Here is a 25,016-nt window from a genome sequence, read left to right as displayed (position 1 = left end):
TGTGAGTCGAGCATTGTTCGCCGTAGTATTAGCATTTCCATTAATTGCACTGGCTAACCCGCATTATCGTCCGGACGTGGAGGTAAACGTACCGCCAGAAGTGTTCAGTTCAGGCGGGCAGTCAGCGCAGCCCTGTACTCAGTGCTGCGTTTATCAGGATCAAAATTATTCTGAAGGGGCGGTAATTAAAGCCGAAGGAATACTGCTGCAATGCCAGCGTGATGACAAAACCCTTAGCACTAATCCGCTGGTCTGGCGGCGCGTAAAGCCATAAACGCCTCTAATAGTGGAATGTCAGCAGGGGCCAGCGGATATTGCAGCGCCTCTTCAGGTGAGCACCAGACCAGCGCCTGATGTTCATGTGCCTGTAACGTCCCGTGGAAGTCGGGTACGTGCCAGGCATGAAGATGGATAATCCGCCCCGAAACTTCTCGCTGATGGCTGGCAACATATTCACCCACAGCTGCTTCGATGCCCAGTTCTTCGCGTAACTCACGCACCAGCGCCTGCCGCTGGCTTTCATCCGGCTCGACTTTACCACCGGCAAACTCCCATAATCCCGCCTGATCGCTATGGGCGGGGCGTTGCGCGAGTAAAATTTTGCCATCACGTTCGATGATGGCGGCAACAACTTCAATCATTTTCATAAATTACACACGGGCAGATAAGCGAAAAATGCCATAATATCCGCACTGTTGCTCAATCAGAAAGGCTTTATATTTAAGGAGTGCCTGTGCTAGACCGCCATCTTCATCCCCGGATTAAACCGTTGTTGCATCAGTGCGTGCGGGTTCTTGATAAACCGGGCATTACGCCAGATGGTTTAACATTAGTGGGATTTGCCATCGGCGTGCTGGCACTGCCTTTTCTGGCGCTGGGCTGGTATCTGGCGGCGCTAGTCGCCATTTTGTTGAACAGGCTGCTTGATGGTCTGGACGGTGCGCTGGCGCGGCGCAGAGGGCTTACCGACGCGGGCGGCTTTCTCGATATTTCTCTCGATTTTCTTTTTTACGCGCTGGTGCCTTTTGGGTTTATCCTTGCCGCACCGGAGCAAAACGCGCTGGCAGGCGGCTGGCTGCTGTTTGCGTTTATCGGCACGGGCAGCAGTTTTCTCGCCTTTGCTGCACTGGCAGCAAAACATCAGATTGATAACCCCGGTTATGCACATAAGTCGTTTTACTATCTGGGGGGATTAACCGAAGGCACTGAAACGATCTTACTGTTTGTGCTGGGATGTTTATTCCCTGCATGGTTTGCGTGGTTTGCGTGGATCTTCGGTGCGTTGTGCTGGATGACGACCTTTACGCGGGTGTGGAGTGGGTATCTGACGCTGAAGTCGCTCCAGCGTCAGTAATTGCAATGTTATTTGCTGCTGTCCGGGCCGCGTTCACCGGTTGCAACCGGATTTTTTGGATCGCTGCTCCATTCGTACCAGCCGCCGTCGTAAACGGAGACGTTATTCCAGCCCATTGCTCGTGCGTACATAAAGGTTTCGGATGCGCGCCAGCCGGTGCCGCAGTAGAATGAAACTTGCTGATCTGGCTTGATATTCCATGCTTTCCACATAGCGGTAATATCATCGGCGCTACGCATGGTGCCATCCGGGTTATGGAAATCTTCCATATGCGTCGAGTCGCTACCAGCGTGTCCCCAACGTGCTCCGGCTATTTCACCTTTTGGTTTAATATAGCTGTAACCGCTGGTCGTACCGATAAATTCTGGCCACGAACGAATGCTCACCAGCGATGCATCCTGGCGATGCAGCAGTCCACGCGCCTGTTCCATATCAAGCATCAGTTGCGGTTGTGCCGGGATCTTCACGCCGAAATCCGGTTCCGCTTTCACTTTCGGTGGCGTTCCGCGCTCAACGGGCAGTCTCGCGTCGGACCAGGTTTGCCAGCCGCCGTCCAGCAGGCGGACATCTTTCACGCCAGCGTAGAGCATAATTTGTGCCACACGCGCTGCAGCGTATACGTCACGCCCGTACAGAATGACCGTGGTGTCATGGCGAATGCCGTGTTTTGCCAACATCGCTTTTAGTTGTTCATCAGAAACTTTGTTCCACAGCGGTTCGCTTTCCACTTCGTTGGTATCGATGTAGTCAGCGCCGGGAATATGGCTGATAAGGTAAAGCTTAGGAGCGCCCCAGGCCGCTTCAATGACTTTCCAGTCACCGGCAGGTTTCGCCGTAACCTCTTTACCTTGTTGCAGGTCATGCAGCCATTGCGGATAAACCAGCTGCTCAAAGTGCGGCAGTTTTTGCAGACGGGAAGGTTCGCTTAGCGCGTCACTCAGAATGGAGATATGCGTAAAACCTGCTTTTTGCAGTCGCGTTTTGACGGCGTCGACATCTTTGTCATTACCGTACAGCGCCACCGGAGCATCGGCTTTCAGGTTATGTTGCTTGATCCACGCGTTAAGCTGTTCGGTGCTCATTTTGTCGAGCCAGCTAGCAGAGAGGTTTAAGGCGGCAGGTTCATGACCAGAAGGGCCATTTAAGGTTTGTGGCCAGCCGTTATAAAACGCGCTGGGGCGAGTATCTATCGCTTTGCCATTTTGTTGTTGAAGCTGGTCAAGTGTAAGAGGCTTCGCCAGTTCAGCGGCCCACGAAGAAGCGCAAGCCAGCCCTAAAGCCATTGCCAGCGCGGTCATTTGAGAAACACGTTTCATCGAAAATCCCGACATTGTAGTTTTGAGTGCGCCATTCTGAACTGACGCATTGGGAAAAACTTTGCGTTATCGCAGTTTGTTGTAATTTTCTGACCACTGCGCCATATCCAGAACAGAACTATCAGCAGGAACATCCTGGAGATCGTGCGTTACCTGAACGACGGGGATCGCCTGGGCGCGAACTTCGCTGAACACCCACTGGCGAAAATTATCGCGCAGAGCCACATCAAGACGGCTGAATGGCTCATCCAGTAGCAACGCTTTTGGCTGAGCGAGAAGAGCGCGAAGCAGAGCAACGCGCGCTCGCTGACCGCCAGACAAAGTGGCAGGATCCTGATGGAACATACCGCCAAGCCCCGCACGCTCCAGCGCATCATTTACCGCATCGCGCCTTGCAACACCTTTGAGTGCCGCTGGCAGAGCCAGCAGTAAATTTTGCCCGACGCTGAACTGGTCAAATAACAGTGCATCCTGGAAAAGAATGCCAATCTGACGCTGAGCGGTGGGTAGCATGTCAATCCGTTGCTCATTGAGCCATAGCTCACCTGTACAAGAAAACTGTCCGGCCAGCGCACCAATCATCCATGAAAACAGTGTAGATTTTCCACAGCCAGACGGCCCCATTAACGTGACAATGTCACCTTTATCTACCGTAAAGTTAACGTTTGTCAGCAAGCGGCTTTCTGGTAAACGTAGCGAAACATTTTTCACGCAGAGCATTAGCGGAGTCCTTGTCTGACATAACCTACCCATTTTGCGACTAACGCGGTCAGGGCAAAAATAATAAGCGGTAATAGCAGTTGCCATAAAGCCTGGGCGGCGAGAATGCCGTTGCTGCCGCCGCTGCTTAATGCCACCGCTTCAGTGGTGAGCGTCGGAAAACGCCCCGCGCCCAGCCACAGCGTCGGCATATACTGCGCAATACTGACTGAAAATCCCACCGCGAAGGCAATCAGCGTAGGGCGTAGCATAAGCGGACATTTCACGTAAAAGAAGATTTTGGCCCGCGACCAGCCCAGTGTTTGCGCAATCAAAATTAACCGTGAATCAATGCGCTGCCAGGCGGGTTGCAGGATAAACAGCATCCACGGCATTACCCACAGCAGATGCCCCCAGACCACCGCCGTCCAGCTTCCATCCAGGTTCAGCCATAGCGCCAGCGTGTACTGGCACGCCACCAGCGGCAGAGCGGGTAATAAAATGGGCAACCATAGCCACAACTGGCGACGCTGTGGCCCCCATTCCAGCCACAGCAGTAACAGGAGCAAAGCGATGAATGCCGCCACCAGCCCCATTGTCAGGCTGTTGATGAGCGCTTCACTATTGATCGTCGACTGATCCGCGAGGATCGCCAGCAGAACCACACACAGCACACCGGTTAAGGGTAAAAAACTCGCCAGCGTAATGCCTGGCAATAAAGGCGTGGCAGGCTTACGAACGCCATCTACGCGGGGAATAGTACGCCGCCAGCTACGCCATAGCAGATAGCCCAGCAAAACGTAGGCGGCGAGTAACAGCATCAGCAGCAGGCTGGCGAGTGCGCCTTTCGTTTGTTGATCGGCGTCGCCCTGAGTTAACCACTGCCAGCTAATTACTGCCAGCGTCGGGGGATTACCTGGCCCAAGGATAATCGCCACATCCACGACCGACAGCGACCAGGCGACAATCGCCAGCATCGCCATTGCCAGTGCAGGTGCGACGGAGGGCAACAACAGCCAGTTCAGGCATTGCCAGCGGCTGTAGCCCAGCGAATCCAGTACAATAACTTGCTGCAACAGCCGTTTTTCGCTCAATACTGCCGCTAAGATCCACAGCAGAAATGCGCTTTCTTTCACTGCAAGGGTGAGGCCCAGACCGATGCCAAATCGATCCATTGGCGGAGTGAAATACGGGAAATAGTCATAAAGCAGCCCTCCGTCAGCAAAGAGCAGAAGGGCGCTGGTGGCAAAAGCCACATGGGGAATGGCGAGCAGCCACGGCAGACGGGCGCACATACGCTGCCATTTCGGCCCTGGCCACAGCGTCACAATCACCAGCAGGGCAATCAACAACGCCCCGACCGCCGCGATGGTTGTCGACACCAGCGTTGCCAGTAATGCCTGCGGTAACTGTGGATCGGCAAATAACGTCTGCCAGTGTGTCAACGACAAAGCAGGCGATATCAGCGTGAGAGCTGCCGGGATCAGCGGTGCATAAATCACCGTCACCATCGCCCACAGCAAAAAGATTAATGCGTACCGTAACGGTGTAGCCATTCTTGTTCCAGCGCATTTACCCAACCTGCGTGCGGTTCAGCCAGTACCGGCGGCAGATCCTGCGGCATTCTTGATTGCAATATTTCGCGCTGCCCGTCAGGCAGTTTTTGCGGATCGAGAACCGAAGGATCGCCCCAGACAGCAGGGTCTGCTTTACGCAGTTGTGCATCGGGTGAGAGCAGGAAATTGGCAACTACCTTCGCCGCAGCACTGGCATTCGCGTTGGCGGGAATGGTGACGAAATGCACGTTGCCAATCATTCCCTCGCTAAAGCCAAAGCTGTAACTGCTGGCGGGTAAATCGCCGCTGGCGATTTTTTGCTGCGCATGAGCAGGATTAAAGGTCAGCGACAGGCGCAATGTGCCGGCTTTCAGCAGAGCATCCATCCGCGCGGGCGAAGGCGGGAAATCCTTTCCTTCGCGCCACAAATACGGATGCAGCGCATCAAGATATTGCCACAAGGGAGCAGTGACACGGGCGAAAGTCGCATCGTCCAGCGCTTCTTTTAATGCGGCGGGATCGGGCGTCAGCATAATCAGCAACTGTTCAAGAAACGCCGTGCCGGTAAAGTCCGGTGGGCGCGGATAGGTAACCGTACCGGGATTGGCTTTAGCAAACTCCAGTAAGGCTTGCGGCGTTTGTGGTGACTGTGGCGTAACATCGCGGCGGGCGATAAACGTCAATTGCGCGCCGCCCCAGGGCGATTCCGCACCTTGCGTTGGCACTGAAAAATCTTCCCGCACCGGCAGCTGTGTGTCGACATAGCGCCAGTTGGGCAGAGTCTCCACCCAGCCCGTTTGTAATAAATTGGCCTCTTTTAAGGTGCGGAAGTTTTCGCCGTTCACCCAGAGCAGATCCACCGAACCGCCTGTTTTGCGTCCGGCAGCAGCTTCGGTCTGAATGCGCTTCACCGCGTCTGCGGCATCCGCGAGACGAACAATCTTCAGGTTTATAGCGTAATGGGTTTTCATCTCGCCGCTAACCCAGTCGAGATAGCGGTTAATTGCGGTATCGCCGCCCCAGGCGTTAAACCAGACGGTTTGCCCTTTGGCGTCGTTTTTGATTTCCTGCCAGTCACTGGCATGTGTTGCCAAAGAAAACAGCGATAACAATCCCAGCAACCACCCACAATGGCGCATCATCTCTCCTTAAGAACGTTTTTCAGGAATACGGCACAGCCCCTGAGCGGGGATCGCCAGGGCAGAATTAAAACGAGCCGACAGGTTTTGCAGGCCGATCAATGCCGTCAGTTCGGTGAGCGCCTGAGCGTCAAAATGCGCAGCCAGTCGGGTACGCAGGGCATCATCGACTGTTGGCGGTGTGACGCTTGCGGCTTCGGCGTACTCCAGCGCCAGCCGTTCTTCATCGCTAAAGAGCGGGCTTTGCCGCCAGTCAGCCACTGCCAGCAGTTTATCGGTGCTGCCAGTGCGCTCGGCGACTTTCATACTAGTGATATCCACGCAAAACTCACACAGACACATTTGCGCAATGCGCGCGCTGACAAGCGATCGCACTACCGGATCCAGCGGTGAGCGTTTGCGCTCCAGCCAGCCGACAAACATCGACACCAGATAAAAGATAAACGGGATCCGCCCCCACCAGCGAATCGGGCTTAGCACCTCGCCGTAATGGCGACGATGCAGCCACGCCTGCGGACGTAAAATGAAAGGAATTTTGCTAAGCGGCGGTAAACCCATCAGGCATTCCTCTTCTGGCGCTCAAGCCATATTTTCTTCGCCATAAAAATCACCACGGTCAGGGCAAACAGAATAAACAGTCCGGTGACAAACCAGAAGGTACCGCCTGTTAACATGCTGCCCGCCCAGGAATAAACAATAGTCGCTGGTAACTGACCAAGCCCGGTGGCGATAAAAAACGAGCGAAAACGTATTGAAGTCAAACCGGCAGCATAGCTTACGGGATCAAAAGGCACAAAAGGCAATAATCGGCATACCAGAATGGTGTGTTTACCATAGCGGGTAAAAAAGCCGTCCATACTATTGAGTACCGTTTTACCCGTTAACTTTTCCACCACTTCGCGGCCCATCACTCTGGCGATAAAAAAGCACAGCGCCGCGCCGGCCATCGAACTGGTCCACGACAGCAAGCCGCCCCAGAACGCGCCAAACAGCGACGCATTGGCAAAGGTGATCAAAAACGCAGGTAGCGGTGCAGCAATGGCCTGTAAAATCATCAACAAGAACGAGACAACTGCCGCCAGTGCGCCGTAAGACTGAATAAAGCGTTCTATACCCTGTTGGTCCACGGCGGCAAACGCCGCAACGCTGCGATTGATAAACTCATGGACGCCGGGAAGCAGCGCCCATGCCAGCAGCATAGCGAACAACAGGATGATGAGGGTTATACGGTAGTACCAGATTTTTCGCGATTGCATCTTCATCATCCTTTATCCTGGCTTTATTCGGTGATTTTAAAGGTAACCGTTGCCAGCGTGTTATCCGCCGGGAGAACCGAGGCATTGCCTTTGAATTTAACTTCACCTCGTTTTTCAACCGCACCATAAGTGTATGTTGCATTGCTGACGATGCCGACCGGGCAGCTATCCAGACACACCAGGCAGCCCGTTTTCTTCTCTTCTGCTGCCGTTAAATTACCGCCAAAGCGCATGTCCAGTTTCTTGCCATTACTGTCAACAATCACTTCATCGAAGGAATACGCTTTTGCCGCCCCTTGCCAGTTGACCGAAATATCCAGTTTGCTGCCTGTGACATGAGTCGTTTCTTTATTATCCATCGTCATGTTTTCGCCCGGTGTACCACCTGCCTCTTTCAGGGCTTCATAAAATGCTTTCGGGGTCGCATAACCCATAAACAGCGATTTATGTCCGTTGGAGCCATCTTTAAACACAATACCGTGACGAGTGTCGTCGGTGAGGAAACGACCATTAATTTGCACCAGCATGGTTACCGTATGGTTATTAGCATCGACACGCAGCGGTTGGCTGTTCGAAAGTTCGTCGTATTCCACTTTTGCCGCCGCATTCTCTTTTTGATCGCAGCCGCTAAGCCCGGCAACAGCCAGTAAGCAGAGTGCAGTCAGTCCTTTTTTCCATGACACTGAATAATGTTGCAACATCGTTCTATCCTTCATTTTTGGGGTGAGTAAGTGGGCTGCGGCGAGAAGCAGACAGATCCACATGTTTGTGTCGGGCATAGAGTTTGGCGAGCTGGACGAGAATAAACAGCGCCATGCCCGCCAGACAGAGTTGTAATATAAAGCGCAGCGTAATGCCTTCATTGGCGAGATCGCTTGCCATCACGGTATAAATAACAATACCGGGCAGGGTTGTGAGTGCCGAAATAAGGGTATAAGGCCAGAAGGTGATTGTGGTTAATCCGTAAGCGTAATTTTGAATATTGTAAGGAAACAACGGGATTAAGCGGGTCAGAATAAGAAAATCAATACCGTTACGCGCAATGCCTTTCTCAATGGCCTGGAAGGTATGGCTATGGCCAACGTATTTCAGCAGTAAATCACGTCCCAGCCAGCGCGCCAGCAGGAATGAGCATGAGGAGGCCAGCGTGGCGGCAATTAATGATAGTAGTGTCCCTAAGAGCGGGCCAAAAACTATCCCTCCAGCGATCACCAGTATGCTTCCTGGTAACAGAAAGAGGGTGGCAATGATGAATAACAGAATATAGAGGCTATAACCGAACAATCCGCTCTGGCGAATGAGTGTCTGTAAGTGAGGTAAATCGGTGAGCAGCTCGAATAAACCGAAAGCGTGGATAGCGTAAATGAGCAGCGCAAAAATAAGACAGGCAAAAAGAAATTTACGCTCAGCGTTCATTGTGGAGTTTCCTATATCAAACTTGATAATAGAGAAGTGGTCAGACAACTAAAAACGCAGTGACGGTATAACAAAGGGCGGCAGGCAACAAATCATTACTGACAGTTTGTTGATTTTTCTCAAGGTTAATTCTCCTGACCCAGTTTGAGCCAGGAGAGCTGCTAAATTAGCGGCGGAAGGTCGCCCAGACGGGGGCGTGATCGGACGGTTTTTCCATGCTGCGAATTTCATAGTCGATGCCGGTTTCTACGCAACATTCTGCCAGCGGTTGGCTGGCGAGAAGCAGGTCGATGCGCAGACCACGGTTATCGTCAAAACCTTTTGAGCGGTAATCAAACCATGAGAAACGATCTGCTGTTTGCGGATTCGCATGGCGGAAGGTATCAACCAATCCCCAGCTCATCAGTCTCTCCATCCATTCGCGTTCCTCCGGAAGGAAAGAACATTTTCCGGTACGCAGCCAGCGCTTACGGTTCTCTTCGCCAATGCCAATATCCAGGTCGCCAGGACTGATATTCATATCGCCCATAATCAGCACCGGATTTTCACGCTTGAGTTCGGTTTCCAGATAGTTTTGCAGATTCTGATAAAACTGCGCCTTTGCCGGGAATTTTATCGGATGGTCGCGGCTTTCACCCTGCGGGAAGTAACCGTTGATCACGGTGACATTGCCCAGCGGCGAGGGGATTTCCGCCATAATAATCCGCCGTTGCGCCTCTTCGTCGTCACCGGGAAAGCCGCGACGCACGGCAATCGGCGTCTCTTTGGTCAGCAGCGCCACGCCATAATGGCCTTTCTGCCCGTGATAAAACACGTTGTAGCCGAGCTTCGCCACCTCTTTGAGCGGAAACATATCGTCATGAACTTTTGTCTCCTGCAGGCCAATCACATCCGGTTGGTGCTTTTCGACGATGGCTTCAAGCTGGTGAGGTCTGGCGCGCAGGCCGTTGATATTAAAAGAGACAAATTTCATAGTCGCTGCCATTTATTCAGATAAAGAGTGCGTGGATGGTAGCAGAATTTCGCTTTGCGTACCGCCTGTTGTTAAGTGATTTGATCGATGGTTGTTAATGATGTCAACGATGGCGCAAAAAATGCCCGCTTTTGGTGCGCGCTGCGTCAGAATGGCGCAGTAATTTCCAGTAAATTTCGTCAATGATCACAATTCCAGAATTATATTTTACTTCTGCATAACATTGCGTTTTTTATTCTTTTTATTCACCCATATCGCAAACGTATTCACTTTATATGCACTTTAAATGCATATGGTTTGGTTATAACTCCTTGATTTCCAGTTAGCCACCGCGGTTTATGCACTTTTATCACTGGCTGGCACGAACCCTGCAATCTACATTTACAGCGCAAACATTACTTATTATTAACATATAAATAACGAATTATTTACTGTAGAGGTCGCTATGTCTCAGCCAATTACGCGTGAAAACTTTGATGAATGGATGATACCTGTTTACGCTCCGGCACCGTTTATACCGGTACGTGGCGAAGGTTCGCGCTTGTGGGATCAGCAGGGGAAAGAGTATATCGACTTCGCGGGTGGCATTGCGGTGAACGCGCTGGGCCATGCGCACCCGGAACTGCGTGAGGCGCTGAACGAACAGGCGAGTAAGTTCTGGCATACCGGCAACGGTTACACCAACGAGCCGGTACTGCGACTGGCGAAAAAATTGATCGACGCCACGTTTGCCGATCGCGTCTTCTTTTGTAACTCCGGTGCGGAAGCCAACGAAGCGGCGCTAAAACTGGCGCGTAAATTCGCTCACGACCGCTACGGCAGCCATAAGAGCGGTATCGTGGCGTTCAAAAATGCGTTTCATGGTCGCACGCTGTTTACTGTCAGTGCGGGTGGGCAGCCCGCCTATTCACAGGATTTTGCGCCACTGCCGCCGGATATTCGTCATGCTGCATATAACGATATTAACTCTGCCAGCGCGCTGATTGACGACTCTACCTGTGCGCTGATTGACGACTCTACCTGTGCGGTGATTGTCGAACCCATCCAGGGGGAAGGCGGTGTGGTGCCAGCCAGCAACGCATTTTTACAAGGTCTGCGTGAATTGTGTGACCGCCACAATGCGCTGTTGATTTTTGATGAAGTACAAACCGGCGTCGGGCGCACCGGGGAACTGTATGCCTATATGCACTACGGCGTGACGCCTGATCTGTTAACTACCGCCAAAGCGCTGGGCGGCGGTTTCCCGGTCGGTGCGTTGTTGGCAACCGAAGAGTGCGCCAGCGTGATGACTGTTGGCACTCATGGCACCACCTATGGCGGCAATCCGCTGGCCTCGGCGGTGGCAGGCAAAGTGCTGGATCTCATCAACACGCCAGAGATGCTTAATGGCGTTAAACAGCGTCACGACTGGTTTGTTGAGCGTCTTAATACCATTAATCACCGCTACGGTTTGTTCAGTGAAGTTCGCGGCTTAGGTTTGTTGATTGGTTGCGTGTTGAATGCCGATTACGCCGGGCAAGCGAAACAGATCTCTCAGGAAGCGGCGAAAGCAGGCGTGATGGTACTGATTGCGGGTGGCAACGTGGTGCGTTTTGCGCCTGCGCTCAATGTTAGCGAAGAAGAGGTGACGACCGGACTGGATCGCTTTGCAGCTGCTTGCGAACACTTTGTTAGCCGAGGTTCTTCATGATGGTCATCCGTCCCGTTGAGCGTTCAGATGTCTCGGCGCTGATGCAGCTTGCCAGCAAAACGGGCGGCGGCCTGACGTCGCTTCCCGCCAATGAAGCCACGCTTTCGGCGCGTATCGAAAGGGCAATCAAAACCTGGCAAGGCGAACTGCCCAAAAGTGAGCAGGGCTATGTGTTCGTGCTGGAAGATAGCGAGACAGGCACAGTGGCGGGGATTTGCGCCATTGAGGTGGCAGTTGGGCTGAACGATCCCTGGTACAACTATCGCGTCGGCACGCTGGTTCACGCTTCGAAAGAGCTGAATGTCTATAACGCGTTGCCGACGCTGTTTCTCAGTAACGATCACACCGGCAGCAGCGAGCTGTGCACGCTGTTTCTCGACCCGGAGTGGCGCAAAGAGGGCAACGGCTTTTTGCTGTCGAAATCGCGCTTTATGTTTATGGCGGCTTTTCGCGACAAGTTTAATGACAAAGTGGTTGCCGAAATGCGCGGGGTGATTGACGAACATGGCTATTCACCGTTCTGGCAAAGCCTCGGTAAGCGCTTCTTTTCGATGGATTTTAGCCGCGCCGATTTTCTCTGCGGCACCGGGCAAAAGGCATTTATTGCAGAACTGATGCCGAAACATCCGATCTATACCCACTTTTTATCTCAGGAAGCCCAGGACGTCATCGGTCAGGTACATCCGCAAACCGCGCCTGCCCGTGCGGTACTGGAGAAAGAAGGTTTTCGCTACCGTAATTATATCGACATCTTCGACGGTGGGCCGACGCTTGAGTGTGACATCGACCGCGTGCGCGCCATCCGTAAAAGTCGGCTGGTGGAAGTGGCAGAAGGGCAGCCTGCGCAGGGCGATTTTCCGGCCTGCCTGGTCGCCAATGAAAATTATCACCATTTCCGCGTGGTGCTGGTGCGTACCGATCCGGCAACCGAGCGTTTGATTTTAACCGCCGCACAACTGGATGCCCTCAAATGCCACGCAGGGGATCGCGTTCGTCTGGTGCGCCTGTGCGCAGAGGAGAAAACAGCATGACTTTATGGATTAACGGTGATTGGGTAACGGGCCAGGGCGCATTGCGTGTGAAGCGTAATCCGGTATCGGGCGAGGTGTTATGGCAAGGCAATGATGCCGATGCCGCTCAGGTCGGGCAGGCTTGTCGGGCAGCCCGTGCGGCGTTTCCGCGCTGGGCGCGTCTCTCCTTTGGCGATCGTCAGGTAAGAGTTGAACGCTTTGCCGGATTGCTGGAAAGCAATAAAGCCGAATTAACCGCGATTATTGCCAGAGAAACGGGTAAGCCGCGCTGGGAAGCGGCAACCGAAGTGACGGCGATGATCAATAAAATCGCGATATCAATTAAGGCGTATCATGTTCGTACCGGCGAGCAGCGTAGCGAAATGCCGGACGGCGCGGCGAGCCTGCGCCATCGCCCGCACGGCGTGCTGGCGGTGTTTGGGCCGTATAATTTCCCTGGTCATTTGCCGAACGGACATATCGTTCCGGCATTGCTGGCAGGTAACACCATTATCTTTAAACCCAGCGAACTGACACCGTGGAGTGGCGAAGCGGTAATGCGTTTATGGCAGCAGGCTGGCTTGCCGCCGGGCGTGCTGAACCTGGTGCAGGGCGGGCGTGAAACGGGTCAGGCGCTGAGTGCGCTGGAGGATCTCGACGGCTTGCTGTTTACCGGTAGCGCCAATACTGGCTACCAGTTGCATCGTCAGCTTTCCGGTCAGCCGGAGAAAATTCTCGCCCTCGAAATGGGCGGCAATAACCCGCTGATTATCGATGAGGTGGCGGATATCGATGCCGCTGTCCATCTGACCATTCAGTCGGCATTTGTCACAGCCGGGCAACGCTGCACCTGCGCCCGCCGTTTATTGCTGAAAAGCGGGGCGCAGGGCGATGCGTTTCTTGCTCGTCTGGTTGCCGTCAGCCAGCGATTAACGCCGGGCAACTGGGATGACGAACCGCAGCCGTTTATTGGCGGGCTGATATCAGATCAGGCCGCGCAGCAGGTGGTGACGGCCTGGCAGCAACTGGAAGCGATGGGTGGACGCCCCCTGCTTGCGCCGCGCTTATTACAAGCAGGGACATCGTTGCTGACGCCGGGGATCATTGAAATGACGGGCGTTGCTGGCGTACCAGATGAAGAGGTGTTCGGTCCGCTATTGCGCGTCTGGCGTTATGACACCTTTGATGAGGCGGTTCGGATGGCGAACAACACCCGCTTCGGACTCTCTTGCGGTCTGGTTTCCCCCGAGCGGGAAAAATTCGATCAACTGCTGCTTGAGGCACGGGCGGGGATTGTTAACTGGAACAAACCGCTTACCGGCGCTGCCAGTACCGCGCCATTCGGCGGCATTGGCGCTTCCGGTAACCATCGCCCCAGCGCCTGGTATGCCGCAGATTATTGTGCCTGGCCGATGGCGAGCCTGGAGTCGGACTCGTTAACATTGCCCGCCACACTTAACCCCGGGCTGGATTTTTCCGAAGAGGTGGTGCGATGAACGACTGGGAAGTCAATTTCGACGGGCTGGTAGGGCTGACGCATCATTACGCGGGCCTGTCGTTTGGTAATGAAGCCTCTACCCGTCACCGTTTTCAGGTCTCTAACCCGCGACTGGCGGCGAAACAGGGCTTACTGAAAATGAAAACCCTTGCCGATGCGGGATTCCCCCAGGCCGTGATCCCGCCGCACGAGCGTCCGTTTATTCCGGTGCTGCGTCAGTTGGGATTCAGTGGTAGCGATGAGCAGGTACTGGAAAAGGTTGCACGCCAGGCACCGCACTGGCTTTCCAGCGTCAGCTCCGCTTCGCCAATGTGGGTAGCCAATGCGGCAACGATCGCGCCATCTGCCGATACGCTGGATGGCAAAGTGCACCTCACCGTTGCCAACCTGAACAATAAATTTCACCGTTCGCTGGAAGCCCCTGTCACCGAATCGCTGTTAAAAGCGATTTTTAACGATGAAGAAAAATTCACCGTCCATTCGGCGTTGCCGCAGGTAGCCTTGCTCGGTGATGAGGGAGCGGCAAACCACAATCGTCTCGGCGGTCATTATGGCGAACCAGGTATGCAGCTTTTTGTCTACGGGCGAGAAGAAGGCAATGATACCCGGCCTTCCCGTTATCCGGCGCGGCAGACTCGCGAAGCCAGCGAGGCGGTGGCAAGGTTGAATCAGGTGAATCCCCAACAGGTGATTTTCGCCCAGCAAAACCCGGACGTTATCGACCTGGGCGTTTTTCATAATGACGTGATTGCCGTGAGCAACCGCCAGGTGCTGTTTTGCCATCAACAGGCGTTCGCTCGCCAGTCACAGTTACTGGCAAACCTGCGTTCGCGGGTCAATAGTTTTATAGCGATAGAAGTTCCGGCGGCACAGGTTTCCGTGTCGGATGCGGTGTCTACGTATCTGTTTAACAGCCAACTGCTGAGCCGCGATGATGGTTCCATGATGTTGGTGCTGCCTCAGGAGTGTCGGGAACACGCCGGAGTATGGGGGTATCTCAATGAACTCCTTGCCGCTGACAACCCGATTAGCGAACTAAAAGTCTTTGATTTACGTGAAAGCATGGCGAATGGCGGAGGCCCGGCGTGCCTGCGGTTGCGCGTGGTATTGACAGAAGAAGAACGCCGGGCGGTGAATCCGGCGGTGATGATGAACGATACGCTGTTTAATGTGCTCAATGACTGGGTGGATCGTTACTACCGCGATCGTCTTACTGCTGCCGATCTGGCCGACCCGCAATTGCTGCGTGAAGGGCGGGAAGCACTGGATGTATTGAGCCAATTACTGAATCTCGGTTCGGTTTATCCGTTCCAGCGCGAGGGAGGGGGCAATGGATAATTTTCTTGCTCTGACCTTAACGGGTAAAAAACCGGTTATCACCGAGCGAGAAATCAACGGCGTTCGCTGGCGCTGGCTGGGCGATGGTGTGCTGGAACTGACGCCATTAACGCCACCGCAAGGCGCACTGGTGATTTCAGCGGGAATACACGGTAATGAGACGGCACCTGTGGAGATGCTGGACGCGTTGCTTGGCGCGATATCTCACGGCGAGATCCCGTTACGTTGGCGGTTGCTGGTGATCCTCGGGAATCCTCCTGCGCTGAAGCAAGGGAAACGTTATTGCCATAGCGATATGAACCGAATGTTTGGCGGTCGTTGGCAGCTATTTGCTGAAAGCGGGGAAACCTGTCGCGCGCGCGAACTGGAACAGTGCCTGGAAGATTTTTATGACCAGGGCAAAGAATCTGTGCGCTGGCACCTTGATCTCCATACCGCAATTCGTGGCTCCTTGCATCCGCGGTTTGGTGTATTACCGCAACGCGACATTCCCTGGGACGAGAAATTTCTGACGTGGCTGGGTGCGGCGGGTCTGGAGGCACTGGTGTTCCATCAGGAGCCTGGTGGTACGTTTACCCATTTCAGCGCCAGACATTTTGGCGCGCTGGCCTGTACGCTGGAACTCGGCAAAGCGTTGCCCTTTGGACAAAACGATCTTCGCCAGTTTGCAGTCACTGCCAGCGCAATTGCTGCGCTGCTATCTGGTGAGAGTGTCGGTATCGTGAGAACGCCGCCGCTCCGTTATCGGGTGGTTTCGCAAATTACTCGCCACTCGCCGTCCTTCGAAATGCATATGGCAAGTGACACGCTGAATTTTATGCCGTTTGAGAAAGGAACATTGCTGGCGCAGGACGGGGAGGAACGTTTTACCGTAACCCATGATGTAGAGTATGTGTTATTCCCTAATCCTTTGGTAGCGTTGGGATTACGCGCGGGATTAATGCTCGAAAAAATAAGCTAATACTTACCCGCAGAAATCATTCTGCGGGTATTAAGTTACTTTCTTATAAATTAATACAGATTAATCCTGGTTATTTGCTTTATTTATCACCAGTCATCCGGTATAGTTCTTCATAATCTCTGCAAAATCATCGTGTTGTAATATTCCCTCATCACTCTCCATCAAATTTTCTTTTTTTCTCCATAATTGGCGCAAAAGTGTTTTTTACACTTTCATTGTTTTACCGTTGCTCTGATTAATTGACGCTAAAGTCAGTAAAGTTAATCTCGTCAACACGGCACGCTACTTAAGAAAGCCGTAATAAATAACTGAAAGGAAGGATATAGAATATGCGTAAATTAACTGCACTGTTTGTTGCCTCTACCCTGGCTCTTGGCGCGGCTGACCTGGCCCATGCCGCAGACACCACTACCGCAGCACCGGCTGACGCGAAGCCGATGATGCACCACAAAGGCAAGTTCGGTCCGCATCAGGACATGATGTTCAAAGACCTGAACCTGACCGACGCGCAGAAACAGCAGATCCGCGAAATCATGAAAGGCCAGCGTGACCAGATGAAACGTCCGCCGCTGGAAGAACGTCGCGCAATGCATGACATCATTGCCAGCGATACCTTCGATAAAGCAAAAGCTGAAGCGCAGATCGCAAAAATGGAAGAACAGCGCAAAGCTAATATGCTGGCGCACATGGAAACCCAGAACAAAATTTACAACATCCTGACGCCGGAACAGAAAAAGCAATTTAATGCTAATTTTGAGAAGCGTCTGACAGAACGTCCAGCGGCAAAAGGTAAAATGCCTGCAACTGCTGAATAATCTTTCAGCCAAAAAACTTAAGACCGCCGGTCTTGTCCACTACCTTGCAGTAATGCGGTGGACAGGATCGGCGGTTTTCTTTTCTCTTCTCAAACAGATGCAAAAAAAGCCTGATCGCCACTAACGTAAATCACCCGAGTTGCCGATAACCATCCACGGTTACCTGAACGATAACAATGAAAAGAACGGGCCGGGAGCGAGTATGGAATACTTTGATATGCGTAAAATGTCGGTGAATCTGTGGCGAAACGCTGCCGGTGAAACGCGCGAAATTTGCACTTTCCCACCGGCAAAACGTGATTTTTACTGGCGTGCCAGCATTGCATCCATCGCGGCGAATGGGGAGTTTTCTTTGTTTCCCGGTATGGAAAGGATAGTGACGTTGCTGGAAGGCGGCGAGATGTTCCTTGAAAGCGCAGACCGCTTTAACCATACCCTAAAGCCGTTACAGCCTTTTGCCTTTGCGGCAGACCAGGTGGTTAAAGCGAAACTGACGGCAGGGCAGATGTCGATGGATTTCAACATCATGACACGCCTGGATGTCTGTAAGGCGAAAGTCAGAATTGCCGAACGTACGTTTACTACCTTTGGCTCACGCGGCGGGGTAGTGTTTGTCATTAACGGGGCGTGGCAATTGGGCGACAAACTGCTCACTACCGACCAGGGCGCGTGCTGGTTCGATGGCAGGCACACCCTGCGGCTTTTACAACCGCAAGGCAAACTGTTGTTCAGTGAAATCAACTGGCTCGCTGGTCATTCGCCGGATCAAGTTCAGTAATTTCATAATTACCGGAAAGCAGCGGCTTACAAAGAATTTTATAACCGTCGTGATCAAACCCGGCGGGTGTCCGAATTAACGTTGTCGCTTCTTCCAGCGAATTAACCGCCCCCAGCCACAGCCAGTTTTGAATAATATGATATTGAGTCATTTCCGGGTGCTGTTCTTTCAGCGCCACCGCACCATTCCACGGCCAACAAACTACTCGCAAACGTTCCAGAGCCTGGCGCAAGCGTAGCGCATGATCGTCATGGCTCTCTTTACCGCAACACGCCCCGGCGCAACGTTTTAATGCAGAACGAAAACATGAACGACCGCGGCTAAACGGTTCCAGTCCCAACAGGCCATAACAAAGTTTTTGTTCATCGGCGATGGTCTGCAATGCTTGCAAAGCTGCGCGCCTATTGGCAAACAGGCCAAACAGGTTGGGGGCTCGTGAAAAATCCACCTCTTTGGCATACACCACATCGACGCGCTTTTCATTTAATTGCAGGGCACAGAGCTGGCGATTGCGGCGCAACCGTTTATTAAACAGCGGCTGTTGTTCTTTGATTAATCGCGCTTCAAGGAGCAGAGCGCCGATTTCGCCTGCGGTGCAGATCCAGCTAATTCGCCGGGATTGCCGTAGCATGGCGGCTTCATCCGGGGTGCGTAAATGAGAAAGCACCCGACTGCGGATATTAACGCTTTTGCCGATATAGAGCGGCATGGTGTCACTTTCGCCATGAAACAGATACACCCCTGGTCGGGTGGGTAAGTCATTAAGGAATGAACGTAAATGTTCGGGATATTCATAAATTGCCGCAGCTTCAAATTCGAGCCGCGGAGAAGTTAAACGCCGTACCACTGTTGACTCCGAATGCTGGTTATCTATCCAGTGTAACAGGCGGGGAGCGATTAAAAAAGAGGCGGGTTGATGACAAAGGTTACACCGTCTGACGTGCTACGCCTGTCAGGCCTATTCGACTCATGCAATATATTGAATTTGCATAGTTTTGTGGGGCGAATAAGGCGTTCACGCCGCATCCGGCGTGAACAAAGTACTCTTTTTCGCACAAACCAATATGTGCAAATTATTACTTTTTCCAGAAATCATCGAAAACGGTAATTGGCGGACGGCGTTTATGTTCGGTTTTCAGATACCAGTTCTCTATTGTTCTGGCGACCTGTTCAGGTACGTTTTTCCCTTCCAGATAGTCGTCGATATTGTCATAGGTCACGCCGAGTGCCACTTCATCTGGCAGAGAAGGGCGATCATCTTCCAGATCGGCCGTTGGGGCTTTCTTATAAAGGTGTTCCGGGCAACCTAATGCTGCCAGTAACTGTTTACCCTGACGTTTGTTGAGACGATACAGTGGATTAATGTCCGTACCGCCGTCACCATATTTAGTGAAGAATCCGGTAATGGCTTCTGCTGCATGATCGGTGCCCACCACGACACCGCTGGTCATACCCGCAATGCTATATTGTGCTTTCATCCGCTCACGCGCTTTTTCATTGCCACGAACAAAATCGCTCAGTTCAATGCCCGCTTCGCGCAGCGCCTGTTCGCTGGCCAATACCGCGCCCTTGATATTAACGGTTAATACGCGATCCGGTTGAATAAAGGCAATGGCATCCTGGCAATCTTGTTCGTCAGCCTGAACACCATAGGGCAGGCGTACGGCAATAAATTGCAGTGATTCGTTGCCAGTTTCCTGGCGCAGCTCATTAATCGCCATCTGGCACAGCTTTCCGGCAAGCGTGGAGTCCTGACCGCCGCTGATCCCTAGCACCAGTGATTTAATGAACGGATAAGTTTGCAGGTAGCTTTTCAGAAAATCGACACTACGACGAATTTCCTCTTCAGCATTAATCTGCGGTTTTGCGCCCAGCGCCTTTATTATTTGTTGTTGCAATGTCATTGAACCCCTCCAGACAGAAAAGACAAAACTTCCTTAAAGCTAACCCGTTGCTACTGAAACGACAAGCGACAGCGGGCTGAATGGTGGTTAAAACGTCATACAGGAATCCTCTGAAAGCGGAGCCGTTTCGTTCACGGGCTTGAAAAAGCGCCCAATGTATTCCAGGCTTATCTAACACGCTGATAAACAAGAGGACGGAATATGAACAAGAATATGGCAGGAATTCTGAGTGCAGCGGCGGTATTAACCATGCTGGCGGGTTGTACGGCTTATGATCGTACCAAAGACCAGTTTGTACAGCCTGTGGTGAAAGACGTCAAAAAAGGCATGAGCCGGGCGCAGGTTGCACAAATTGCGGGTAAACCTTCGTCTGAAGTGAGCATGATCCATGCTCGTGGTACTTGCCAGACCTACATCCTGGGTCAACGTGATGGTAAAGCAGAAACCTACTTTGTCGCGTTAGATGATACCGGACATGTCATCAACTCCGGTTATCAGACCTGTGCTGAATACGACACTGATCCACAGGCTGCGAAGTAATCACTTCGCCTGAAAGCTTGAGTTACAACGGAAACCGGCCATTGCGCCGGTTTTTTTTGGCCTGAGTTCTTAATTATCTTCGCGAATTATTTGCCCGAAATGTGAAGAGGGTCATAACCGCAGGTCAAGGAGAGACAATTTATAAGGTCAAAGAAATACTATTGCTCAGGTCTATACCGTATACTCCTTTCAGCCACAAAAAAAGTCATGTTGGTTTCGCAAGTTACCCAGAGCATGGAAGCAGGTTAAGGCTTGCGGAGTGTCTGGCTGACAGATAATCGTCGATGAGGGCAGTTTTATGGAAAAGAAACACATTTATCTGTTTTGTTCTGCGGGCATGTCTACCTCTTTACTGGTATCAAAAATGCGCGCACAGGCAGAAAAATATGAAGTTCCGGTCATTATTGAAGCATTTCCGGAAACACTGGCTGGTGAAAAAGGTCAGAATGCCGATGTCGTGTTATTAGGGCCGCAGATTGCTTATATGTTGCCCGAAATCCAGCGTTTGTTACCCAACAAACCGGTTGAAGTAATTGACTCGCTGCTTTATGGCAAAGTCGATGGTTTAGGCGTGCTTAAGGCTGCGGTTGCAGCGATTAAAAAAGCCGCAGCAAATTAATTTATTTTAAATTTTCCCGTCAAAGAGTTATTTCATAAATCAATACCGTAATATTTAAATTGCGGTTTTTAAGGGTATTTTTCTATGAGTAATGTTATTGCATCGCTTGAAAAGGTACTCCTCCCTTTTGCAGTTAAAATAGGAAAGCAGCCACACGTTAATGCAATCAAAAATGGCTTTATTCGCTTAATGCCGTTAACCCTTGCGGGGGCCATGTTTGTATTAATTAACAACGTTTTTCTAAGCTTTGGGGAGGGGTCGTTTTTTTATTCCTTAGGTATTCGCCTGGATGCCTCAACCATTGAAACACTTAATGGTCTGAAAGGTATTGGCGGCAACGTATATAACGGAACATTAGGGATAATGTCTTTAATGGCACCGTTCTTTATTGGCATGGCGCTGGCAGAAGAGCGTAAAGTCGATGCGCTGGCGGCTGGGTTGTTATCCGTTGCAGCATTTATGACCGTCACCCCATACAGTGTCGGTGAGGCCTATGCGGTTGGCGCAAACTGGTTAGGTGGGGCGAATATCATCTCCGGGATTATTATTGGCCTGGTGGTGGCAGAAATGTTTACCTTTATTGTCCGCCGCAATTGGGTCATTAAATTGCCCGATAGCGTACCTGCTTCAGTATCGCGTTCCTTCTCGGCTTTAATTCCCGGCTTTATTATTCTTTCCGTGATGGGGATTATTGCCTGGGCGTTGAATACCTGGGGCACCAACTTCCATCAGATCATTATGGATACCATCTCAACCCCACTGGCATCGTTGGGTAGCGTGGTGGGCTGGGCCTATGTGATCTTTGTTCCACTGCTCTGGTTCTTCGGTATTCATGGTGCGCTGGCGCTGACCGCACTGGACAACGGCATTATGACGCCTTGGGCGCTGGAAAATATCGCGACCTATCAGCAATATGGTTCCGTCGAAGCGGCGCTGGCAGCCGGTAAGACCTTCCATATCTGGGCCAAGCCGATGCTGGACTCCTTTATTTTCCTCGGTGGCAGTGGTGCGACTTTAGGTCTGATCCTGGCTATCTTTATCGCTTCTCGCCGTGCTGATTATCGTCAGGTGGCAAAACTGGCGCTGCCGTCCGGCATCTTCCAGATTAACGAACCGATTCTGTTTGGTCTGCCAATTATCATGAACCCGGTGATGTTTATCCCGTTTGTACTGGTACAACCGATTCTGGCGGCAATCACCCTGGCAGCGTACTACATGGGCATTATTCCTCCGGTGACCAATATTGCACCGTGGACCATGCCAACCGGTCTGGGAGCCTTCTTTAACACCAACGGTAGCGTCGCCGCATTGCTGGTCGCACTCTTCAACCTTGGTATCGCAACGTTAATTTATCTGCCCTTTGTTGTGGTCGCTAACAAAGCACAAAACGCGATTGATAAAGAAGAGAGCGAAGAAGATATCGCTAACGCCCTGAAATTTTAATCGATGCCGGTACGGGTAATCGTGCCGGTAAGAATAGAGAGGAACGATGTATGATGGATCTCGATAATATTCCCGATACGCAAACGGAAGCTGAAGAGCTGGAAGAAGTGGTGATGGGGCTTATCATCAACTCCGGACAAGCGCGCAGCCTGGCGTATGCGGCACTGAAACAGGCGAAGCAGGGCGATTTTGCCGCAGCAAAAGCCATGATGGATCAGTCACGGATAGCATTGAATGAAGCGCATCTGGTACAGACGAAACTGATTGAAGGCGATGCGGGCGAAGGTAAGATGAAAGTGAGTCTGGTGCTGGTCCACGCTCAGGATCATTTAATGACGTCCATGCTTGCGCGTGAACTGATTACAGAATTAATTGAGCTTCATGAAAAACTGAAGGCATAAGGAGTCGATGATGCAGCCAGTGATTAACGCGCCGGAAATTGCCACTGCCCGAGAACAGCAGTTGTTTAATGGCAAAAACTTCCATGTGTTTATCTATAACAAAACTGAGAGTATCAGCGGACTGCATCAGCACGACTATTATGAATTTACTCTGGTATTAACCGGGCGTTATTTCCAGGAGATTAACGGTAAGCGCGTGTTACTGGAACGGGGCGATTTTGTTTTTATTCCGTTAGGTTCGCACCATCAAAGTTTTTATGAGTTTGGTGCCACGCGCATATTGAATGTTGGGATCAGTAAACGCTTTTTTGAGCAGCATTACCTGCCGTTGTTGCCTTATTGCTTTGTCGCTTCGCAGGTATACCGGACCAATAACGCTTTTCTCACCTATGTGGAAACAGTGATTTCTTCATTGAATTTCCGCGAAACAGGGCTGGAAGAGTTTGTTGAGATGGTTACTTTTTATGTCATTAACCGTTTACGTCATTACCGCGAAGAACAGGTGATTGATGATGTACCGCAGTGGCTGAAAAGTACGGTAGAAAAGATGCATGATAAAGAGCAGTTTAGTGAGTCGGCACTGGAGAATATGGTGACGTTGTCAGCCAAATCACAGGAATATTTGACGCGAGCGACTCAACGATATTATGGCAAAACGCCAATGCAGATTATTAATGAAATCCGTATTAATTTTGCCAAAAAACAACTGGAAATGACCAACTATTCAGTGACGGATATTGCGTTTGAGGCCGGTTATAGTAGCCCGAGTTTGTTTATTAAAACGTTTAAGAAATTAACGTCCTTTACGCCTAAGAGCTATCGTAAGAAATTGACTGAATTTAATCAGTAAGTCGTTATACCTGACAATTCACATATCTGTCCTGTTGCTGGATTATTTATGTCCGGGGGGGCAGATATGCCAGATATCAGTATTCTGTACTGAAGGGAGAAATTATGAGCCAGAAATTAAAAGTCGTCACTATTGGTGGCGGGAGCAGCTATACCCCGGAGTTACTGGAAGGATTTATTAAGCGTTATCACGAATTGCCGGTCAGCGAATTATGGCTGGTGGATGTCGAAGGTGGTAAAGCTAAACTGGATATTATTTTTGATCTCTGCCAACGGATGATTGATAACGCTGGCGTCCCGATGAAGCTTTATAAAACGCTGGATCGCCGCGAAGCATTGAAAGATGCTGATTTCGTTACTACCCAACTGCGCGTAGGCCAATTACCGGCGCGCGAACTGGATGAACGTATTCCATTAAGTCATGGTTATCTTGGTCAGGAAACTAACGGCGCGGGCGGTCTGTTTAAAGGTCTGCGTACCATTCCGGTGATTTTTGACATCGTAAAAGATGTCGAAGAACTTTGTCCGAATGCATGGGTGATTAACTTCACTAACCCGGCGGGAATGGTCACTGAAGCCGTTTATCGTCATACCGGATTTAAACGCTTTATCGGCGTGTGTAATATTCCGATCGGCATGAAGATGTTTATTCGCGATGTTCTGATGCTGAAAGACAGCGATGATTTATCTATCGATCTGTTCGGCCTCAACCATATGGTGTTCATTAAAGATGTGCTGGTAAATGGCAAATCACGCTTTGCCGAATTGCTTGATGGTGTGGCATCCGGGCAGTTAAAAGCATCTGGCGTTAAAAATATTTTCGATCTGCCATTTAGCGAAGGCTTAATTCGTTCTCTGAATCTGTTGCCGTGTTCTTATTTACTTTATTACTTCAAGCAAAAAGAGATGCTGGCTATTGAAATGGGCGAATACTACAAAGGCGGCGCACGAGCACAGGTAGTACAGAAAGTCGAGAAACAACTTTTTGAGCTGTATAAAAACCCGGAGTTGAAAGTTAAGCCGAAAGAACTGGAACAGCGCGGTGGGGCTTATTACTCTGATGCAGCGTGCGAAGTGATCAACGCTATCTACAACGACAAGCAAGCTGAACATTACGTTAATATCCCGCATCATGGGCATATTGATAATATTCCGGCAGACTGGGCGGTAGAAATGACCTGTACGCTGGGGCGCGATGGCGCGACGCCACATCCGCGCATTACGCATTTCGATGATAAAGTGATGGGGCTGATTCACACCATTAAAGGCTTCGAGATTGCTGCCAGCAACGCTGCACTTAGCGGAGAATTTAACGATGTGTTACTGGCGCTAAACCTTAGTCCGTTGGTGCATTCCGATCGCGATGCTGAGCTGCTGGCACGCGAGATGATTCTGGCGCACGAGAAATGGCTGCCAAATTTTGCCGACTGCATCGCAGAGCTTAAAAAAGCACATTAACCG

The 25,016-nt window shown here is 51.4% G+C and carries 27 protein-coding genes; 15 read left to right on the top strand and 12 right to left on the bottom strand.

Features of this window, described 5'->3' with window-relative positions; all coding sequences use genetic code 11:
• Window position 1 precedes the first annotated feature (1 nt).
• Window positions 2-274 carry a YnjH family protein gene (locus tag ACJHWK_RS08995; RefSeq protein WP_000085240.1) on the top strand — a complete coding sequence of 91 codons (273 nt, stop codon included), beginning with the start codon at window positions 2-4 and terminating at the stop codon, window positions 272-274.
• Here ACJHWK_RS08995 and nudG read toward each other — a convergent pair.
• A complete protein-coding gene (gene nudG / locus ACJHWK_RS08990) occupies window positions 240-647 on the bottom strand; it encodes a CTP pyrophosphohydrolase (protein WP_000781866.1) in 408 nt (135 codons plus the stop codon). The genes ACJHWK_RS08995 and nudG overlap by 35 nt on opposite strands.
• An 86-nt stretch (window positions 648-733) precedes the next feature.
• On the opposite strand from nudG, the gene ACJHWK_RS08985 reads away from it, so the two are divergent.
• Complete coding sequence (locus ACJHWK_RS08985; RefSeq protein WP_001314789.1) at window positions 734-1,354, top strand: CDP-alcohol phosphatidyltransferase family protein; 621 nt, start codon at window positions 734-736, stop codon at window positions 1,352-1,354.
• 8 nt (window positions 1,355-1,362) lie between these two features.
• On the opposite strand, the gene ynjE is transcribed toward ACJHWK_RS08985, so the two are convergent.
• The 9 genes from ynjE to xthA form a co-directional block, all read right to left on the bottom strand.
• Entirely contained in the window at window positions 1,363-2,670 is a 1,308-nt protein-coding gene (ynjE, locus tag ACJHWK_RS08980) for a thiosulfate sulfurtransferase YnjE (protein ID WP_020233084.1), read from the bottom strand.
• Window positions 2,671-2,736: 66 nt separating this feature from the next.
• A complete protein-coding gene (locus ACJHWK_RS08975) occupies window positions 2,737-3,390 on the bottom strand; it encodes an ATP-binding cassette domain-containing protein (RefSeq protein ID WP_001520652.1) in 654 nt (217 codons plus the stop codon).
• Window positions 3,390-4,925 (bottom strand): ABC transporter permease subunit, encoded by a 1,536-nt coding sequence (locus ACJHWK_RS08970; protein ID WP_410234822.1) that lies wholly within the window; start codon window positions 4,923-4,925, stop codon window positions 3,390-3,392. The genes ACJHWK_RS08975 and ACJHWK_RS08970 overlap by 1 nt, the downstream gene beginning before the upstream one ends.
• Window positions 4,898-6,064 (bottom strand): ABC transporter substrate-binding protein, encoded by a 1,167-nt coding sequence (locus ACJHWK_RS08965; RefSeq protein WP_001520650.1) that lies wholly within the window; start codon window positions 6,062-6,064, stop codon window positions 4,898-4,900. The genes ACJHWK_RS08970 and ACJHWK_RS08965 overlap by 28 nt, the downstream gene beginning before the upstream one ends.
• A 9-nt stretch (window positions 6,065-6,073) precedes the next feature.
• Window positions 6,074-6,622, bottom strand: a complete 549-nt coding sequence (locus tag ACJHWK_RS08960; RefSeq protein WP_001520649.1) for a carboxymuconolactone decarboxylase family protein — start codon at window positions 6,620-6,622, stop codon at window positions 6,074-6,076.
• Window positions 6,622-7,329 (bottom strand): TVP38/TMEM64 family protein, encoded by a 708-nt coding sequence (locus ACJHWK_RS08955; RefSeq protein WP_000977133.1) that lies wholly within the window; start codon window positions 7,327-7,329, stop codon window positions 6,622-6,624. Before ACJHWK_RS08955 ends, ACJHWK_RS08960 begins: the two co-directional genes overlap by 1 nt.
• A 14-nt stretch (window positions 7,330-7,343) precedes the next feature.
• Window positions 7,344-8,021: a lipoprotein YdjY gene (gene ydjY / locus ACJHWK_RS08950; RefSeq protein WP_000939217.1), complete on the bottom strand. Its 678-nt coding sequence runs from the start codon at window positions 8,019-8,021 to the stop codon at window positions 7,344-7,346.
• 4 nt (window positions 8,022-8,025) lie between these two features.
• Window positions 8,026-8,736, bottom strand: coding sequence for a TVP38/TMEM64 family protein (locus ACJHWK_RS08945; protein WP_001520643.1), 711 nt, complete (start codon window positions 8,734-8,736; stop codon window positions 8,026-8,028).
• 166 nt (window positions 8,737-8,902) lie between these two features.
• Window positions 8,903-9,709 (bottom strand): exodeoxyribonuclease III, encoded by an 807-nt coding sequence (gene xthA, locus ACJHWK_RS08940; protein ID WP_001520642.1) that lies wholly within the window; start codon window positions 9,707-9,709, stop codon window positions 8,903-8,905.
• Window positions 9,710-10,154: 445 nt separating this feature from the next.
• Between xthA and astC the strand changes: the two genes are divergently transcribed.
• The 7 genes from astC to ves all read left to right on the top strand — a co-directional run bounded on the left by astC (window position 10,155) and on the right by ves (window position 17,799).
• Complete coding sequence (gene astC, locus ACJHWK_RS08935; RefSeq protein ID WP_170886359.1) at window positions 10,155-11,399, top strand: succinylornithine/acetylornithine transaminase; 1,245 nt, start codon at window positions 10,155-10,157, stop codon at window positions 11,397-11,399.
• On the top strand, window positions 11,396-12,430 hold the full coding sequence (astA, locus tag ACJHWK_RS08930; protein WP_021523121.1) for an arginine N-succinyltransferase: 1,035 nt from the start codon (window positions 11,396-11,398) through the stop codon (window positions 12,428-12,430). The genes astC and astA overlap by 4 nt, the downstream gene beginning before the upstream one ends.
• A complete protein-coding gene (gene astD, locus ACJHWK_RS08925; RefSeq protein ID WP_001520641.1) occupies window positions 12,427-13,905 on the top strand; it encodes a succinylglutamate-semialdehyde dehydrogenase in 1,479 nt (492 codons plus the stop codon). The genes astA and astD overlap by 4 nt, the downstream gene beginning before the upstream one ends.
• A complete protein-coding gene (astB, locus tag ACJHWK_RS08920) occupies window positions 13,902-15,245 on the top strand; it encodes an N-succinylarginine dihydrolase (protein ID WP_001520640.1) in 1,344 nt (447 codons plus the stop codon). The genes astD and astB overlap by 4 nt, the downstream gene beginning before the upstream one ends.
• Entirely contained in the window at window positions 15,238-16,206 is a 969-nt protein-coding gene (astE, locus tag ACJHWK_RS08915) for a succinylglutamate desuccinylase (RefSeq protein WP_001520639.1), read from the top strand. Before astB ends, astE begins: the two co-directional genes overlap by 8 nt.
• 329 nt (window positions 16,207-16,535) lie before the next feature.
• Window positions 16,536-17,021 carry an ATP-independent periplasmic protein-refolding chaperone Spy gene (gene spy / locus ACJHWK_RS08910; RefSeq protein ID WP_410234821.1) on the top strand — a complete coding sequence of 162 codons (486 nt, stop codon included), beginning with the start codon at window positions 16,536-16,538 and terminating at the stop codon, window positions 17,019-17,021.
• 202 nt (window positions 17,022-17,223) lie between these two features.
• Window positions 17,224-17,799 (top strand): environmental stress-induced protein Ves, encoded by a 576-nt coding sequence (gene ves / locus ACJHWK_RS08905; RefSeq protein ID WP_000455601.1) that lies wholly within the window; start codon window positions 17,224-17,226, stop codon window positions 17,797-17,799.
• On the opposite strand, the gene cho is transcribed toward ves, so the two are convergent.
• Both cho and nadE read right to left on the bottom strand, forming a co-directional pair.
• A complete protein-coding gene (gene cho / locus ACJHWK_RS08900) occupies window positions 17,759-18,646 on the bottom strand; it encodes an excinuclease Cho (protein WP_021523120.1) in 888 nt (295 codons plus the stop codon). The two genes, ves and cho, sit on opposite strands and share 41 nt — an antisense overlap.
• Window positions 18,647-18,875: 229 nt before the next feature.
• Window positions 18,876-19,703 carry an ammonia-dependent NAD(+) synthetase gene (gene nadE, locus ACJHWK_RS08895; protein ID WP_000175037.1) on the bottom strand — a complete coding sequence of 276 codons (828 nt, stop codon included), beginning with the start codon at window positions 19,701-19,703 and terminating at the stop codon, window positions 18,876-18,878.
• Window positions 19,704-19,904: 201 nt separating this feature from the next.
• Here nadE and osmE point away from each other — a divergent pair, with 201 nt between their 5' ends.
• From osmE to celF, 6 genes are all read left to right on the top strand, one after another.
• Window positions 19,905-20,243: an osmotically-inducible lipoprotein OsmE gene (osmE, locus tag ACJHWK_RS08890; RefSeq protein WP_001039044.1), complete on the top strand. Its 339-nt coding sequence runs from the start codon at window positions 19,905-19,907 to the stop codon at window positions 20,241-20,243.
• A gap of 298 nt (window positions 20,244-20,541) precedes the next feature.
• Window positions 20,542-20,862, top strand: a complete 321-nt coding sequence (gene chbB / locus ACJHWK_RS08885) for a PTS N,N'-diacetylchitobiose transporter subunit IIB (protein ID WP_000412169.1) — start codon at window positions 20,542-20,544, stop codon at window positions 20,860-20,862.
• An 84-nt stretch (window positions 20,863-20,946) separates the two neighbouring features.
• Window positions 20,947-22,305, top strand: coding sequence for a PTS N,N'-diacetylchitobiose transporter subunit IIC (gene chbC, locus ACJHWK_RS08880; RefSeq protein ID WP_000073041.1), 1,359 nt, complete (start codon window positions 20,947-20,949; stop codon window positions 22,303-22,305).
• Between the two features lie 50 nt (window positions 22,306-22,355).
• Window positions 22,356-22,706 (top strand): PTS N,N'-diacetylchitobiose transporter subunit IIA, encoded by a 351-nt coding sequence (gene chbA, locus ACJHWK_RS08875; RefSeq protein WP_000968913.1) that lies wholly within the window; start codon window positions 22,356-22,358, stop codon window positions 22,704-22,706.
• 7 nt (window positions 22,707-22,713) lie between these two features.
• Entirely contained in the window at window positions 22,714-23,556 is an 843-nt protein-coding gene (gene chbR, locus ACJHWK_RS08870; RefSeq protein ID WP_000983653.1) for a transcriptional regulator ChbR, read from the top strand.
• 104 nt (window positions 23,557-23,660) lie between these two features.
• Window positions 23,661-25,013: a 6-phospho-beta-glucosidase gene (gene celF / locus ACJHWK_RS08865; RefSeq protein ID WP_000078748.1), complete on the top strand. Its 1,353-nt coding sequence runs from the start codon at window positions 23,661-23,663 to the stop codon at window positions 25,011-25,013.
• The last annotated feature ends 3 nt before the right edge of the window (window positions 25,014-25,016 follow it).

This window comes from Escherichia sp. WS547, from assembly GCF_046486065.1.
In the GTDB taxonomy this organism is placed as follows: domain Bacteria; phylum Pseudomonadota; class Gammaproteobacteria; order Enterobacterales; family Enterobacteriaceae; genus Escherichia; species Escherichia coli.
Note: the sequence above shows the minus strand (reverse complement) of the source record. Positions and strands in the feature narration are given on the sequence as shown.